General features: G+C 70.8%; 14 protein-coding genes and 1 tRNA gene. 8 read left to right on the plus strand and 7 right to left on the minus strand.

The window, feature by feature from the left end:
• Positions 1-261 precede the first annotated feature (261 nt).
• The 3 genes from ACWEQO_RS18135 to ACWEQO_RS18145 form a co-directional block, all read right to left on the minus strand.
• Positions 262-483, minus strand: coding sequence for a hypothetical protein (locus ACWEQO_RS18135; RefSeq protein WP_452984215.1), 222 nt, complete (start codon positions 481-483; stop codon positions 262-264).
• 278 nt (positions 484-761) lie between these two features.
• A tRNA-Pro gene (locus ACWEQO_RS18140) sits at positions 762-835 on the minus strand.
• Between the two features lie 122 nt (positions 836-957).
• Complete coding sequence (locus tag ACWEQO_RS18145; protein WP_361454840.1) at positions 958-1884, minus strand: metallophosphoesterase; 927 nt, start codon at positions 1882-1884, stop codon at positions 958-960.
• 152 nt (positions 1885-2036) lie between these two features.
• Between ACWEQO_RS18145 and ACWEQO_RS18150 the strand changes: the two genes are divergently transcribed.
• Positions 2037-2501, plus strand: a complete 465-nt coding sequence (locus ACWEQO_RS18150) for a GatB/YqeY domain-containing protein (RefSeq protein WP_452984172.1) — start codon at positions 2037-2039, stop codon at positions 2499-2501.
• A 96-nt stretch (positions 2502-2597) separates the two neighbouring features.
• Here ACWEQO_RS18150 and ACWEQO_RS18155 read toward each other — a convergent pair whose 3' ends face one another.
• Positions 2598-4946, minus strand: coding sequence for a transglycosylase domain-containing protein (locus ACWEQO_RS18155; protein WP_452984174.1), 2349 nt, complete (start codon positions 4944-4946; stop codon positions 2598-2600).
• A 437-nt stretch (positions 4947-5383) separates the two neighbouring features.
• Between ACWEQO_RS18155 and wblA the strand changes: the two genes are divergently transcribed.
• Complete coding sequence (wblA, locus tag ACWEQO_RS18160; protein WP_361459632.1) at positions 5384-5722, plus strand: transcriptional regulator WblA; 339 nt, start codon at positions 5384-5386, stop codon at positions 5720-5722.
• A 98-nt stretch (positions 5723-5820) separates the two neighbouring features.
• Here the strand turns inward: wblA and ACWEQO_RS18165 are convergent, their stop codons facing one another.
• Both ACWEQO_RS18165 and ACWEQO_RS18170 read right to left on the minus strand, forming a co-directional pair.
• Positions 5821-7248, minus strand: coding sequence for an ArsA family ATPase (locus tag ACWEQO_RS18165; protein ID WP_452984176.1), 1428 nt, complete (start codon positions 7246-7248; stop codon positions 5821-5823).
• 127 nt (positions 7249-7375) lie between these two features.
• On the minus strand, positions 7376-8353 hold the full coding sequence (locus ACWEQO_RS18170) for an ArsA family ATPase (RefSeq protein ID WP_452984178.1): 978 nt from the start codon (positions 8351-8353) through the stop codon (positions 7376-7378).
• A gap of 130 nt (positions 8354-8483) precedes the next feature.
• On the opposite strand from ACWEQO_RS18170, the gene ACWEQO_RS18175 reads away from it, so the two are divergent.
• The 4 genes from ACWEQO_RS18175 (at position 8484) to ACWEQO_RS18190 (ending at position 11111) form a co-directional block, all read left to right on the plus strand.
• Positions 8484-8645: a DUF4177 domain-containing protein gene (locus ACWEQO_RS18175; protein ID WP_019355547.1), complete on the plus strand. Its 162-nt coding sequence runs from the start codon at positions 8484-8486 to the stop codon at positions 8643-8645.
• Positions 8642-9112 (plus strand): RidA family protein, encoded by a 471-nt coding sequence (locus tag ACWEQO_RS18180; protein WP_361459629.1) that lies wholly within the window; start codon positions 8642-8644, stop codon positions 9110-9112. Before ACWEQO_RS18175 ends, ACWEQO_RS18180 begins: the two co-directional genes overlap by 4 nt.
• A gap of 290 nt (positions 9113-9402) precedes the next feature.
• A complete protein-coding gene (locus ACWEQO_RS18185; protein WP_361459628.1) occupies positions 9403-10284 on the plus strand; it encodes an NUDIX hydrolase in 882 nt (293 codons plus the stop codon).
• Positions 10281-11111 (plus strand): MBL fold metallo-hydrolase, encoded by an 831-nt coding sequence (locus tag ACWEQO_RS18190; protein ID WP_361459627.1) that lies wholly within the window; start codon positions 10281-10283, stop codon positions 11109-11111. Before ACWEQO_RS18185 ends, ACWEQO_RS18190 begins: the two co-directional genes overlap by 4 nt.
• A gap of 90 nt (positions 11112-11201) precedes the next feature.
• On the opposite strand, the gene ACWEQO_RS18195 is transcribed toward ACWEQO_RS18190, so the two are convergent.
• Positions 11202-11876, minus strand: a complete 675-nt coding sequence (locus ACWEQO_RS18195) for a Crp/Fnr family transcriptional regulator (RefSeq protein WP_109377225.1) — start codon at positions 11874-11876, stop codon at positions 11202-11204.
• Between the two features lie 379 nt (positions 11877-12255).
• On the opposite strand from ACWEQO_RS18195, the gene nth reads away from it, so the two are divergent.
• Positions 12256-13155: an endonuclease III gene (gene nth / locus ACWEQO_RS18200; protein WP_452984217.1), complete on the plus strand. Its 900-nt coding sequence runs from the start codon at positions 12256-12258 to the stop codon at positions 13153-13155.
• Positions 13156-13273: 118 nt separating this feature from the next.
• A complete protein-coding gene (locus tag ACWEQO_RS18205) occupies positions 13274-13969 on the plus strand; it encodes an NUDIX hydrolase (RefSeq protein ID WP_452984219.1) in 696 nt (231 codons plus the stop codon).
• Positions 13970-14070 lie beyond the last annotated feature (101 nt).

Here is a 14070-nt window from a genome sequence, read left to right on the forward strand (position 1 = left end):
GTCACTCGTGGAACTAAGCTGCCTCGGGTCGCGCCGCACGCATGCCCGAGGTGAGCTCCTGTGCATCCTCGAACGGGAAGGCATCGTCCTCCCCGAAGTCCGGAGCCTGGAAGGGGTTTGTCGCCGGAGGCGGCGATGCCGCGGTGGGGCAGCGGGGTTGTCCTTCCGGGGCGGAGAACAGCGATGTCAGATCGATGAGAGGTCTCTCTTTCGTTACAGGTCCCTGAGGGTCCTGGTGTGCCGTGACCGGGCACAGCGGTCCTACCGCTTGGTCATCTTGGCGTACGGGCTCAAGATCCGCATCTGCGCCGAGCCGAAATCCACGAACACCGCGATGTCATCCTCGATGCCGATCACCCGGCCGGGGCCGTACACGTCGTGTGTGATCCGGTTGCCCATGGCGAAGGGCTCGAGCGTCGACGCGACCGGGGCCTTGAAGGCGCTGGTGGGCGAACGACGCTTCGGTGCGGCAGGCCTTGTCATGACCCAGTATGCGCCTACGGGCATCCCGCTCGCTGTGACCGTAGGCACAGATCCGGACGGAAACAACCGTGCCATGTCACTGACCTGCGGGTTCGAGGCCTGATGAAGGACATCTTCGTCGTAGAGCAGGAAGGGGAGGGCGCGGAGGACGACGAAGAAGACGACGCGGTGGCCCGAGCACATTCGTTCGACCCTCGCGGCCCCCGTTTGGCCCTCCGAACACATCCGAACACACCAGAGGGCCATTCGCAATCATGCGAATGGCCCTCTGATCAGCGTCGGGGTGGCGGGATTTGAACCCACGACCTCTTCGTCCCGAACGAAGCGCGCTGCCAAGCTGCGCCACACCCCGGTGTCGCTGCTCTCGCGGCGACGACGTTTACTTTAGCCCACTGGTGGCTGGAGGCGAAATCCGGTTTGGGGGCCGTCGGCGCCGGTCGGTGCCGGCGGCCCCCGTGGGACGCACGTGTTCTGCTACTCCCGGCTCACCAGGGTCATCAGCGTCGCCTCCGGGGGGCAGGCGAAGCGGACCGGGGTGTAGCGGTTGGTGCCGCAGCCCGCGGAGACGTGAAGGTAGGAGGTGCGGCCCTCGGACGTGTGGGTGGACAGGCCCTTCACCCGGTCGGTGTCCAGGTCGCAGTTGGTGACCAGGGCGCCGTAGAAGGGGATGCAGAGCTGGCCGCCGTGGGTGTGACCGGCCAGGACCAGGGGGTAGCCGTCGGACGTGAAGGAGTCCAGGACGCGCAGGTAGGGGGCGTGGACTACGCCCATCGAGAAGTCCGCCGCGTTCGACGGGCCGCCCGCCACCTCCGTGTAGCGGTCCCGCTTGATGTGCGGGTCGTCCAGGCCAGTCAGCTCGACCGTGACGCCCTCGATCTTCAGGGTGCCCCTGGTGTTCGTGAGGTTCAGCCAGCCCGCGCTGTCGAAGCCGTCCCGCAGGTCCTCCCACGGGTTGTGGATCACGCCGACGGCCGGGGCGTTGCCGTTCAGGCCGTGCCGGCCGGTGGCCTTCTCGATCAGGTAGCGGGCGGGGTTGCGCAGCTTGGGGCCGTAGTAGTCGTTGGAGCCGAAGACGTATGCGCCCGGCAACTCCATCAGCGGGCCCAGCGCGTCCAGGACCTCCGGCACGCCCTCGGGGTCGGACAGGTTGTCGCCCGTGTTGATCACGAAGTCGGGGCGCAGGCCCGCCAGCGAGCGCAGCCAGCGCTGCTTCTTGCGCTGGCCGCTCACCAGGTGGATGTCGGAGACCTGCAGTACGCGCAGGGGGCGCATCCCGGCGGGCAGGACGGGGATCGTCACCCGTCGGAGCCGGAAGGAGCGGGCCTCGAAGCCCGCCGCGTACACCAGACCGGCGGCACCGGCCGCCGTGATTCCCAGGGGGATTCCGTATCGCGCGCGCATACGCCCATCGTGTCAGACCCTGGACCTGGTGCGTCCTGCGGTACCTCCTCCCGGGGTGCGGCAGGGCTTTCGAGTTCGGTCCGAACGTCCCCTGGGACGGCGGGTGTTAAATGTGCGGGCGTCTTTCCGCCTGTTCCTGCGACAATCAAGACATGACCACGCTCAAGTCCAAGCTGCAGGACGACCTCAACGCTGCGATCAGGGAGCGCGACGAGCTCAGCTCCTCGACGCTCCGGCTGACGCTCACCGCGATCACCAAGGAGGAGGTCGCGGGGAAGGAGAAGCGTCAGCTCTCCGACGACGAGGTGCTCAAGGTGATCACCCGTGAGGCGAAGAAGCGCCGTGAGGCGGCGGACGCCTTCGCGCAGGGTGGGCGTCCCGAGCAGGCCGAGCGGGAGAAGGCGGAGGGCGAGCTGCTGGCCCGGTACCTGCCCCAGCAGATGTCCGACGAGGAGCTGGACGCGATCGTCGTCCAGGCCGTCGAGGAGGCGAAGGCGGCGGGTGCCGAGGGCCCGCGGGCCATGGGTGTGGTCATGAAGATCGTCAACCCCAAGGTGGCCGGGCAGGCGGAGGGCGGCCGGGTGGCCGCCGCGGTGAAGAAGCTGCTCGCCGGCTGATCTGCCGGTCCGGCCGGTCGGGTACGGCGGAGGGCCCCTCCTTCCCTCACGGGAAGGAGGGGCCCTCCGCCGTCGTCGGACCAGGAGGGCGGGCCGTCAGCCTCGGCCGCCCGGGCCGTTGCCCTGGCCCTGGAAGAAGCCCTCGGGAAGGGAGAAGGTCGGGTCCGGCTCGGCTCCGCCACCGCCGTTCTGGCCGCCGTCGTCGTTCTGGCCGCCGTTGTCGTTCTGACCACCGTTGCCGCCGCCGGTCAGGCCGCCGAGGAAACCGCCGTTGCCGCCGCCGTTGCCGCCGCCACGGCCGTTGTTGCCCCGGTTGCCGTCGCCACGGTCGTCGCCGTTCCCGCCGCGACGGTCACGGTCACGGTCCTTGTCGGGCTTTTCGGGGTCCGGGATGTGGATGAGGTTGAACTCGGGGGCATCCTTGCCGTTCAGCGCGCCGCTCATCATGTCGCGCCAGATCGGGCCGGGCACCTGACCACCGAACACCTTGGCGTGCCAGGTTCCGCCGATCGAGATGTCGATCATCTTCCGCTTGTGCGCGGGGTCGCCGACCCACACCGCACCGGCCATGTTCGGCGTGTAGCCCACGAACCAGGCGGCGTAGCGGAAGTCCGTCGTACCGGTCTTGCCCGCGCTCGGACGGCCGCCGAGACCGGCCTGTGTACCCGTACCGTCCTCGACCACGCCCCTGAGGAGCGTGTTTATGGTGTCGGCGGTCTTCTCCGACATCGCGCGTGAGCACGTCGACTTCGGGACCGGGAGCGACTTCGACTTGTCGCCGACGCGCTGGCTGATGGACTCGATGGCGATCGGCGTGCAGTACATGCCGCGTGAGGCGAAGGTGGCGTAGCCGTTCGCCATGGTCAGCGGGGACACCTCCTGGGTGCCGAGCGCGATGGACGGCGCCTGGGCCAGCTTTCCGCCGTCGGCCCGCTCGACGCCCATCTTCTTGGACATCTCCGTCACCGGGCAGATGCCGATCTCGCTGATCATCTCGATGTAGTAGGTGTTGACCGACTTCGCGGTCGCCTCCTTCATGGCGTAGGGCCCGACCTCCGCCTCGTTCTCGTTCTCGACCGGAACGCCCTTTTCGTTCCACGTCTTGCCGTCGCAGGCCGCGACCGGACTCGGGTAGTCCATCTGGTACGGCGAGGCGTACGACTTGGTCGGGGGCATCCCGCCCTCGAGAGCCGCCGCCGCGACGATCGGCTTGAACGTCGAACCGGGCTGGAAGCCGGCGCCGCCGCCCATGCCCAGGTCGACGGAGAGGTTGATCTGGGTCTCGTTCTTGGCGAAGCCGTACGGCCGGGACTGCCCCATCGCGAGGATCTTGCCGGTGCCCGGCTCCACGATGGTGGCGGCGGTCGCGACCTCGTCGGTCTTGTTGACGTGCTGCTTGACCGAGTTCTGGGTGGATTCCTGCGCCTGCGGGTCCAGCGTCGTACGGATCGTCAGGCCGCCCTGGTTCCAGATCTTGGCCCGCGACTCCTTGGTCTTGCCGAAGATGGGGTCGCTCAGGAACACCTCACGCACGTAGTCGCAGAAGAAGCCCGCGCCCCTGACCGCCGTGATGCAGCCGTTGTTCGGCTTGCTGACCTTCAGTCCCAGCGGCGCCTTCGAGGCCTCGGCGGCCTCCTCCTCGGAGATGTCGCCGACCTGGGCCATCCGCGCCAGGACGACGTTGCGCCGCTTGGTGGCCTCCGTCTCGTCGTTGACCGGGTCGTACCGGCTCGGCGACTGGACGAGGCCGGCGAGGAGGGCGGACTCCTGGAGGTTGAGGTTCTTGGCGGACTTGGAGAAGTAGCGCCGGGCGGCGGCCTCGACGCCGTAGGCCTGCTGGCCGAAGAACGTGATGTTCAGGTAGTTCTCGAGGATCTTCTTCTTGCCCAGCTCCTCCTCGACCTGGATCGCGAACTTCAGCTCGCGGATCTTGCGGCCGATCGTCTGCTGGGTGGCCTGCGCGACCTTCGTCGGGTCGTCGCCGGCCTCCTCCACGAAGACGTTCTTCACGTACTGCTGGGTCAGGGTGGACGCGCCCTCGGAGACACCGCCGCTCTGCGCGTTGCGGTTGAGCGCGCGCAGCACGCCCTTCAGGTCGACCGCTCCGTGTTCGTAGAAGCGGGAGTCCTCGATCGCGACGATCGCCTTCTGGAGGTGGGGCGAGATGTCCTTGAGGTCGACCACCGTGCGGTCGCGTGAGTAGACGGTGGCGATCTGACCACCCTTCGCGTCCAGGATGGTGGTGCGCTGGCTCAGCGGGGGTGTTTTGAGGTTGGCGGGGAGCTCGTCGAAACTCTCCACCGAACCCTTGGCGGCCAGGCCCAGCGCACCCACGGCGGGCAGTGCGATACCGGCCAGGACGGCACCCGCGAGGACACTGACACCGAGGAACTTGGCGGCCTGCTGCGTTGACGACAGACCACCGCCCGAGCGCTTCTTTGGCATGGGTGCAGCCTACGTTCTCGTTTGCCGGACAGGCGTACAGGCCTTGGCCTAAGCTGCTCACAACTGTCACGGCAGTGAGGCCACGTATCAATACGTCCGGCGATCCCGAATCGTTCCGGATTCTCTCGACCTTCCTCGGCTCCCTCGGCTTTCTCCGTCGAGGTGTGGTGGGTGCGTGTCCGGATCGGCCTCGTGTGTCACTCGGTGTCCGTTGTGGCGCAGTGGAACTGACCCGAAACGTCGGGGTTGTCACGCATGTCGCCAGGTCACTCCCCCGGGTGATCTGCCGCTTACCCATAGTCCGTTCGGGCCATTCAAGATTGGGCCCGCTGGGGGTGTTGCGCTGTGCCCACCTTCCGTAACGTCCTCAACTGGCGGCGGTGAATATGCCGCTGCCGCCGTGGGGGAGCCTCGATTCGGGAGAGGACGGCGCCGGTATGGGCTGGGTTACCGACTGGAGTGCGCAGGCTGCCTGTCGCACTACTGATCCGGATGAACTGTTCGTTCAAGGAGCAGCGCAGAACAGGGCCAAGGCGGTGTGCACCGGATGCCCGGTGCGTACGGAGTGCCTGGCCGACGCGCTCGACAACCGCGTCGAGTTCGGCGTGTGGGGAGGCATGACGGAACGTGAACGCCGCGCACTGCTGCGCCGGCGGCCCACCGTGACGTCCTGGCGCCGACTGCTGGAGACCGCGCGCACGGAGTACGAGCGGGGGGCGGGCGTCGTGCCCCTCGACGACGACGAGGTGTACGCGAACTACGCGGCGGTGAGCTGAGGGCTCTCGGGGGGTCCTCGGCGGGACGTCTCGGGCTGTGTCGGGCTGTGTCGGGACGCCGTGGGCCGTCGTTTCGGTGCGGGGTGGCTCGGCGTGCGTCAGGCGGTTGCCTCGGGTGGGGCGGGTGTCTCGGGCAACTCCGGCCTGTTGGTCGCGAGCCGGTCGCCGATGTCCCGCAGGCCGGCGAGGTCGTGCACGTCGCCGGGCAGCGCGGCCACTTCCGTCACCGCCACCTCGGGATGGAGCGCGGTGAAGCGGTCACGTGTGCGCTGCTCGCGGGAGAGCAGCCGCATCCGCTCGGCGTGCAGTCGCAGCAGGCCCGCGGTGAGCTGGCCGACGGACCGCTCCGCGTCCACCCCGTCGGTGTTCGTGTCGGTGGTGCCAGGGTCGGTGCCGGTGCCGGTGCCGGTGCCGGTGCCGGTGTCCGTGTTCGTGTCGTCCGCGGTGGCGGGGGAGCCTCCGTCGAGGGCGTCTGAACTGGCTTGTGTGTCAGGGGAGTTACGAAATCCAGCTTTCCCGCCCTCCTGATCCACAATGCGGGAGTCCTCAAGATTTTCCGCGGCGGCCAGTGCCCGCTCGGCCGACAGCCGGTCGGCGCCGCTGCCGTGGACCCGGTTGAGCACCAGCCCGGCCAGCGGCATGTCCTCCGCGGCCAGCCGTTCCACGAAGTACGCGGCCTCGCGCAGCGCGTCCCGCTCCGGGGCCGCGACCACCAGGAACGCCGTCCCGGGCGCCTGGAGCAGTTTGAACGTGGCATCCGCGCGGGTACGGAAGCCGCCGAACATGGAATCCATCGCCGCCACGAACGTCTGTACGTCCCGCAGCAGTTGCCCCCCGAGCACCTTGCCCAGGACGCCGGTCATCATGGACATCCCGACGTTCAGGAACTTCATCCCCGCGCGGCCGCCGACCTTCGCCGGGGTCAGCAGGATGCGGATGAGCTTGCCGTCGAGGAAGGACCCGAGCCGCTTGGGCGCGTCCAGGAAGTCCAGCGCGGAGCGGGAGGGCGGTGTGTCGACGACGATGAGGTCCCACTCGTCGCGGGCCCGCAGCTGCCCCAGTTTCTCCATCGCCATGTACTCCTGCGTGCCCGCGAAGCCCGCCGAGAGGGACTGGTAGAAGGGGTTGCCGAGGATCGCGGAGGCGCGCTCCGGGTCCGCGTGCGCCTCGACGATCTCGTCGAAGGTGCGCTTCATGTCGAGCATCATGGCGTGCAGTTCGCCGCCGGCGGAGTCGTCGATGCCCTTCACCCGACGGGGGACGTTGTCGAGCGAGTCGATGCCCATGGACTGGGCGAGCCGGCGGGCGGGGTCGATGGTGAGGACGACCACCTTGCGTCCCCGTTCGGCCGCGCGCAGTCCCAGGGCCGCGGCGGTGGTCGTCTTGCCGACCCCGCCCGAGCCGCAGCACACCACGATCCGGGTGGTCCGGTCCTCGATCAGCGGGTCGATGTCGAGCGTGCGTACGGGGGAGAGGTGGTGGCGGGCCGGGTGGGCCGGGTGGGCCGGTTCCGGGTGATGACTCATGACATCCCCTGCTTCCGATACTTCCGACTCGTGACGGGCGTGATGGACATGGCGGGCGTGACGGGCATGGCGGAAGGGTTCCCGCCGGGTGCGGGTACGGGTGCGGACACGGGCGGGTTTCCGCCGGTCATGACACGCCCTGCGCGCGGAGTTCCTCGGCCAGTTCGTACAGGCCCGCCAGGTCCATGCCCTCCGCGAGCAGCGGCAGCTCGTGCAGGGACAGGCCCACCTCGGCCAGCGCGGCGCGCTGTTCGGCCTCCAGCGTGTACCGCTCGGCGTACTCCTTGGCCTGCGCGAGCAACGGGTCCACCAACTGCTCGGCGTGCCCGCCGCGCCGCGCGCCGCCGAGACCGGCGGACGCCAGTGCCCGCGCGACAGAGGAACGCTCGACCGTCCCCATGAGTTCCAGGTCGGTCGTGTCCAGCACCTCGGGCCGCACCATGTTCACGATGATCCGCCCGACCGGCAGCCGGGCTCCCCGCAGCTCGGCGATGCCGTCCACGGTCTCCTGGACCGGCATTTCCTCCAACAGGGTGACCAGGTGCACCGCCGTCTCCGGCGATTTCAGCACCCGCATCACGGCCTGGGCCTGATTGTGTATCGGGCCGATCTTCGCGAGCCCGGCGACCTCGTCGTTGACGTTGAGGAAACGGGTGATGCGCCCGGTCGGCGGGGCGTCCATCACGACGTAGTCGTAGACGAACCGCCCGGTGCGGTCCTTGCGCCGCACCGCCTCGCACGCCTTGCCGGTCAGCAGGACGTCCCGCACCCCGGGCGCGATGGTGGTCGCGAAGTCGATCGCGCCGATCTTCTTCAGCGCCCGCCCGGCGCTGCCCAGCTTGTAGAACATCTGGAGGTAGTCCAGAAGGGCCCGTTCGGCGTCTATGGCGAGGGCGTGCACCTCCCCGCCCCCGGGAGCGACGGCGATCTTCCGCTCCTCGTACGGCAGCGCCTCCGTCTCGAAGACCTGCGCGATGCCCTGGCGACCCTCGACCTCGACGAGAAGCGTCCGCTTCCCCTCCGTGGCCAGGGCCAGCGCGAGGGCCGCGGCCACCGTGGTCTTGCCGGTTCCGCCCTTGCCACTGACCACCTGAAGCCTGCTCACGCCTTTGAGCCTAATTCCTCCCCGCGCGCCCCGGCGGCTCCGGGGGCGAGTTGCCGGGCTTGCGGTGCTCCCGTGCTCCCGGGTTCGTCGTGCTTCCCGTGCGGGTGACGGCAGCGGCTAGAGTCGCCGCATGACGAAATGGGAGTACTCCACGGTTCCGCTGCTGGTCCACGCCACGAAGCAGATCCTGGACACCTGGGGCGAGGACGGCTGGGAACTCGTGCAGGTCGTGCCGGGCCCGAACAACCCCGAGCAGCTGGTCGCCTACCTGAAGCGGGAGAAGCAGGCATGAGCGCGGTCGAGGCCAGACTGGCCGAGCTCGGGCTGAGCCTGCCGGAGGTCGTTCCGCCGCTGGCCGCGTACTGCCCGGCCGTGCGGTCGGGGCGGTACGTCCACACCGCCGGCCAGCTTCCCATGGTGGACGGCGAGCTTCCGCTGACCGGAAAGGTCGGTGCCGAGGTCACGGCCGAGGAGGCGAGGGAGCTGGCGCGCACCTGTGCGCTGAACGCCCTCGCCGCCGTGAAGTCCGTCGCCGGTGATCTGGACCGCGTCGCGCGCGTGGTGAAGGTCGTCGGGTTCGTGGCCTCGGCCGCGGACTTCACGGGCCAGCCGGGCGTCCTCAACGGTGCGAGCGAGCTGCTGGTCGAGGTCCTCGGCGACAAGGGCGTCCACGCCCGCAGCGCGGTGGGCGTCGCGGTACTGCCCCTCGACGCGCCGGTGGAGGTCGAGATCCAGGTGGAGCTGACGGACGCCGACTGAGGGAAGCGCGCCGGCGGCCGGGGGCGGGCGGCAGCGGTCGGCGTCCGACGGAGGCAGAGGGCGGAGGCGGGGGCGGTCCGGTGCCCGGCGGAGGGTCGCGCGGCCCGTGCGGCCCTCCGGGGCCGCCACGCCTCCGGGGCCGCCACGCCTCCTCTCCGCGTCCCGGGGCCGTGTCGCCCTGCCGCGGTCCCGGCGCCGCGTCCCGGGGCCGCGCTCCCCCTCGCCCCCTCGCCCTCTTCTTCTCCCGTCGGCCACTCGAACATCCGCCCGTCCCGGGATAGCCTCCGGCCATGGTGAATGCGCAGGCTGGTGGGCAGTGGTACCCACCCGAGTGGCCGGTCCGCATCCGCGCGCTCGCGGAGGGCACCCTCACCCCGGTCCCGGCCAAGCGGGCGGCCACCGTGATGCTCCTGAGGGACGCCGGTGACGGCTGCGCCGTCCACATGCTGCGTCGGAGCGCCTCCATGGCCTTCGCCGGAGGCGCCTACGCCTACCCCGGCGGTGGCGTCGACCCGCGGGACGACGACCACCACGTCCGCTGGGCGGGCCCCACGCGCGCGTGGTGGGCCGACCGGCTCGGCGTAGCCGAGACCGACGCCCAGGCGATCGTCTGCGCCGCCGTACGCGAGACGTACGAGGAGGCCGGGGTGCTGCTCGCCGGCCCGACGCCCGACTCCGTGGTCGGTGACACCACGGGTGCGGACTGGGAGGCGGACCGCGCGGCACTCGTCGAGCGGAGGACGTCCTTCGCGGAGTTCCTCGACCGCCGGGGGCTGGTCCTGCGCTCGGACCTGCTCGGCGCGTGGACCCGGTGGATCACCCCGGAGTTCGAGCCCCGCCGCTACGACACCTGGTTCTTCGTCGCCGCGCTCCCCGAGGGACAGCGCACCCGCAACGCCTCCACGGAGGCCGACCGCACGGTGTGGATCGCCCCGCGCGAGGCGGCCGCCGCGTACGACCGGGGCGAGCTGCTGATGATGCCGCCGACGATCGCGACCCTGCGCCAACTGACGGCGTACCCGACGGCGGCGCGGGCGCTCGACGCGGCAGCCGCGCGGGACCTCACGCCGGTACTGGCCACCGCGCGCCTGGACGACGAGAAGATCGTGCTGTCCTGGCCCGGACACGACGAGTTCACCCAGCACATCCCGACCGGTGGAGCACCCGCATGACGGACGCGGCAGCCCTTCCCGGCCAACCGCGCGGCGGGGTCCTCTCCGGACCCGCCACCGCGCGCGCGGTCAACGTCCTGGCCCCGAACGCCTCGGCCATGACCCTGGACGGCACCAACACCTGGATCCTCGCGGAGCCCGGATCCGCGCGGGCGGTCGTCGTCGACCCCGGCCCGCTGGACGAGGGGCATCTGCGGAACGTCGTCGACACGGCCGAGCGGGCCGGCCGGCGCGTCGCCCTCACCCTGCTGACGCACGGTCACCCCGACCACGCCGAGGGCGCCACCCGCTTCGCCGAGCTGACCGGCACGAAGGTACGGGCGCTGGACCCGGAGCTGCGGCTGGGGGACGAGGGCCTGTCCGGCGGGGACGTCATCGCCGTGGACGGTCTGGAACTGCGGGTCGTCCCCACCCCCGGCCACACCGCCGACTCCCTGTCCTTCCACCTGCCGGCCGACGGGGCCGTCCTCACCGGCGACACCGTCCTGGGACGCGGCACGACCGTCGTGTCCCACCCCGACGGCCGCCTCGGCGACTACCTGGACACCCTGCGCCGCCTGCGCTCGCTCACGGTCGACGACGGCGTCCACACGGTCCTGCCCGGACACGGGCCCGTGCTGGAGGACGCCCAGGGCGCGGTCGAGTACTACCTGGCGCACCGGGCCCACCGCCTCGCCCAGGTGGAGACGGCCGTCGAGAACGGCCTGCTCACCCCGTCCGAGGTCGTCGCCCACGTCTACGCCGACGTGGACCGCTCCCTGTGGCCGGCCGCGGAACTGTCGGTCCGCGCGCAACTGGAGTACCTGCGGGAACACGGGCTCATCTAGCAGGGCACGGGCTCACCGGAAAGCCCCGGGCCCGGCAGGCGCTGAGGCCTGCCGGGCCCGGGGCTTTCGGCACGCGTGCCGGGGATCCCGTCAGCGGGAGCGCTTCGCGAGGCGCTCGACGTCCAGGAGGATCACCGCGCGGGCCTCCAGCCGGAGCCAGCCGCGCTGGGCGAAGTCCGCCAGGGCCTTGTTGACCGTCTCGCGGGACGCACCGACCAGCTGGGCCAGCTCCTCCTGCGTGAGGTCGTGGACGACGTGGATGCCCTCCTCGGACTGCACCCCGAAGCGGCGGGAGAGGTCCAGCAGGGCGCGGGCGACCCGGCCCGGGACGTCGGAGAAGACCAGGTCCGACATGGCGTCGTTGGTCTTGCGCAGCCGGCGTGCGACGGCCCGCAGCAGCGCCGTGGCCACCTCGGGGCGGGCGTTCAGCCAGGGCTGGAGGTCGCTGTGGCCCAGGGCGAGCAGCTTGACCTCGGTCAGCGCCGTGGCGGTCGCGGTGCGCGGGCCCGGGTCGAAGAGCGACAGCTCACCGATGAGCTCGCCGGGGCCGACGACGGCCAGCATGTTCTCGCGGCCGTCGGGGGAGGTCCGGTGGAGCTTGACCTTGCCCTCGGTGACCACGTAGAGCCGGTCTCCGGGGTCGCCCTCGTGGAACAGGGAGTCGCCCCGTGCGAGGGTCACCTCGCTCAGCGAGGCGCGAAGCTCCGCGGCCTGCTCGTCATCGAGCGCCGCGAAGAGCGGGTTCCGCCGCAGAACGTCGTCCACGTGTTCTCTCCTTGTCGACCTGCTCAGGGGATCTTGTTCCCCGCGTACCAGGGGACCGAGGTGCCCATTTTGCCGGACAGTCCAAACAGTGTGATCTGTCACAAGGATGCCGCACAGGCGTGCCCGGGTAAGCGGCAGGGGTCCAATTGGGCGCCGATCCTCGGGGGCCGGGGCGGATCTCGGGGCCGAGCCGTAGGCTGGTCGGGTGTCCAAATCGCCGGTGGGAGCGCGCACCCAGGGGGCTGCACGGGGGACGGTGCACCATGATTCCGCTGTGGGCGAACAGAGCTCCGGCGGCGGCGGGGAAACGGCGAAACCGACAAAGAAGGCACCGGTGAAGAAGGATTCGACCGCGAGTGCGAGCGAAGCGGCGGCCGAGATGAGGCCCGCGTCCGCGCAGGGCTCCGCGCCTGCGAAGAAGGCGAAGAAGTCGGCGTCCGCGCAGGGCTCCGCGCCCGGGAAGAAGGCGGCGCCCGCGAGGAAGGCCGCCGCCGGGCGGCCCGGGGCCGAGTCGCGTACCGCGCTGGTCCGCCGGGCCCGGCGGATCAACCGGGAGCTCGCCGAGGTGTACCCGTACGCCCACCCCGAGCTGGACTTCGAGAACCCCTTCCAACTGGTGGTCGCCACGGTCCTGTCCGCCCAGACCACCGACCTGCGGGTCAACCAGACGACCCCCGCCCTCTTCGCGAAGTACCCCACCCCCGAGGACCTGGCCGCCGCCAACCCGGAGGAGGTGGAGGAGATCCTCCGCCCCACCGGGTTCTTCCGGGCCAAGACCAAGTCGGTGATAGGGCTTTCGAAGATGCTGGCGGAGGAGTTCGGCGGCGAGGTGCCGGGCCGGCTCGAGGATCTCGTCAAGCTGCCGGGCGTGGGCCGCAAGACGGCCTTCGTCGTCCTCGGCAACGCCTTCGGCCGCCCGGGGATCACCGTGGACACGCACTTCCAGCGCCTGGTGCGCCGCTGGAAGTGGACGGAGGAGACCGACCCCGACAAGATCGAGGCGGCCGTCGGCGGGCTCTTCCCCAAGGGCGACTGGACCGACCTCTCGCACCATGTGATCTGGCACGGCCGCCGCATCTGCCACGCCCGCAAGCCCGCCTGCGGAGCCTGCCCCATCGCCCCGCTCTGCCCGGCGTACGGCGAGGGGGAGACGGACCCGGAGAAGGCGCGCAAGCTGCTGAAGTACGAGAAGGGCGGCTTCCCGGGCCAGCGGCTGAACCCCCCGCAGGCCTACCTCGACGCGGGCGGGCGGCCGGCCCCGCCGCTGGGCGCCGGATGACGGGGCATACCCGGCGGCCGCGGGTGGAACGATCTTCGGTGGAACGTTCCAGGGGCCGCCGGGCGTTGGACCTGTCGCCGGGAGCGGACGGGCAGGGGGCAGGGCGACAGGGGTGGCGATGATGCGGGCGGGCGATATCCGGGGCGGCCGGGCGATGCTCAGTCAGGAGGGCCTGCCCACCTGGCTGAACCCGGTGGTGCGGGCCGTGGAGACGGTCGCGCCGGGACAGCTGAGCCGCTTCCTGCCGCCGGCGAACGGCTCGGGGCGCCAGTCCGCGGTCCTGATCCTGTTCGGCGAGGGCGCGTACGGTCCGGAACTGCTGCTCATGGAGCGGTCGACGGCGCTGCGCTCGCATGCCGGACAGCCGGCCTTCCCCGGTGGCGCCCTCGACCCCGAGGACGGCGACCCGCTGGCCGACGGGCCGCTGTGGGCCGCGCTGCGCGAAGCCGAGGAGGAGACCGGGCTCGATCCGGCCGGTGTCCAGCTCTTCGGCGTCCTGCCCAAGCTCTACATCCCCGTCAGCGGCTTCGTCGTCACCCCGGTGCTGGGCTGGTGGCGGATCCCCAGTCCGGTCGGCGTCGTGGACCCCAACGAGACCGCCCGGGTCTTCACGGTCCCGGTGGCGGATCTCACCGATCCGGACAACCGGGCGACCGCGGTCCACCCCAGCGGCCACCAAGGCCCGGCATTCCTGGTCGAATCGGCCCTTGTCTGGGGTTTCACGGCCGGGATCATCGACCGGCTGCTCCACTACGCGGGGTGGGAGCGCCCCTGGGACCGGGACAAGCGGGTCCCGCTGGACCAGAGGTCATGACAGGGTGGGCGCGGTGCCGTTGCGGTACGGGGGCTGGTGACGACGGTGGTTCGTGCCGTACGCCTCCGGACTCCGGCCGGACGGGAGCGACCGGAATGACG

This window comes from Streptomyces sp. NPDC004051 (assembly GCF_053604275.1).

Bases quoted from the DNA above. Each gene is read 5' to 3' on its own strand.
- ACWEQO_RS18135 (WP_452984215.1), bottom strand. From the start codon at position 483: ATGACAAGGCCTGCCGCACCGAAGCGTCGTTCGCCCACCAGCGCCTTC.
- ACWEQO_RS18145 (WP_361454840.1), bottom strand. From the start codon at position 1,884: ATGCGCGCGCGATACGGAATCCCCCTGGGAATCACGGCGGCCGGTGCC.
- ACWEQO_RS18150 (WP_452984172.1), top strand. From the start codon at position 2,037: ATGACCACGCTCAAGTCCAAGCTGCAGGACGACCTCAACGCTGCGATC.
- ACWEQO_RS18155 (WP_452984174.1), bottom strand. From the start codon at position 4,946: ATGCCAAAGAAGCGCTCGGGCGGTGGTCTGTCGTCAACGCAGCAGGCC.
- wblA (WP_361459632.1), top strand. From the start codon at position 5,384: ATGGGCTGGGTTACCGACTGGAGTGCGCAGGCTGCCTGTCGCACTACT.
- ACWEQO_RS18165 (WP_452984176.1), bottom strand. From the start codon at position 7,248: ATGAGTCATCACCCGGAACCGGCCCACCCGGCCCACCCGGCCCGCCAC.
- ACWEQO_RS18175 (WP_019355547.1), top strand. From the start codon at position 8,484: ATGACGAAATGGGAGTACTCCACGGTTCCGCTGCTGGTCCACGCCACG.
- ACWEQO_RS18180 (WP_361459629.1), top strand. From the start codon at position 8,642: ATGAGCGCGGTCGAGGCCAGACTGGCCGAGCTCGGGCTGAGCCTGCCG.
- ACWEQO_RS18185 (WP_361459628.1), top strand. From the start codon at position 9,403: ATGGTGAATGCGCAGGCTGGTGGGCAGTGGTACCCACCCGAGTGGCCG.
- ACWEQO_RS18190 (WP_361459627.1), top strand. From the start codon at position 10,281: ATGACGGACGCGGCAGCCCTTCCCGGCCAACCGCGCGGCGGGGTCCTC.
- nth (WP_452984217.1), top strand. From the start codon at position 12,256: ATGAGGCCCGCGTCCGCGCAGGGCTCCGCGCCTGCGAAGAAGGCGAAG.
- ACWEQO_RS18205 (WP_452984219.1), top strand. From the start codon at position 13,274: ATGATGCGGGCGGGCGATATCCGGGGCGGCCGGGCGATGCTCAGTCAG.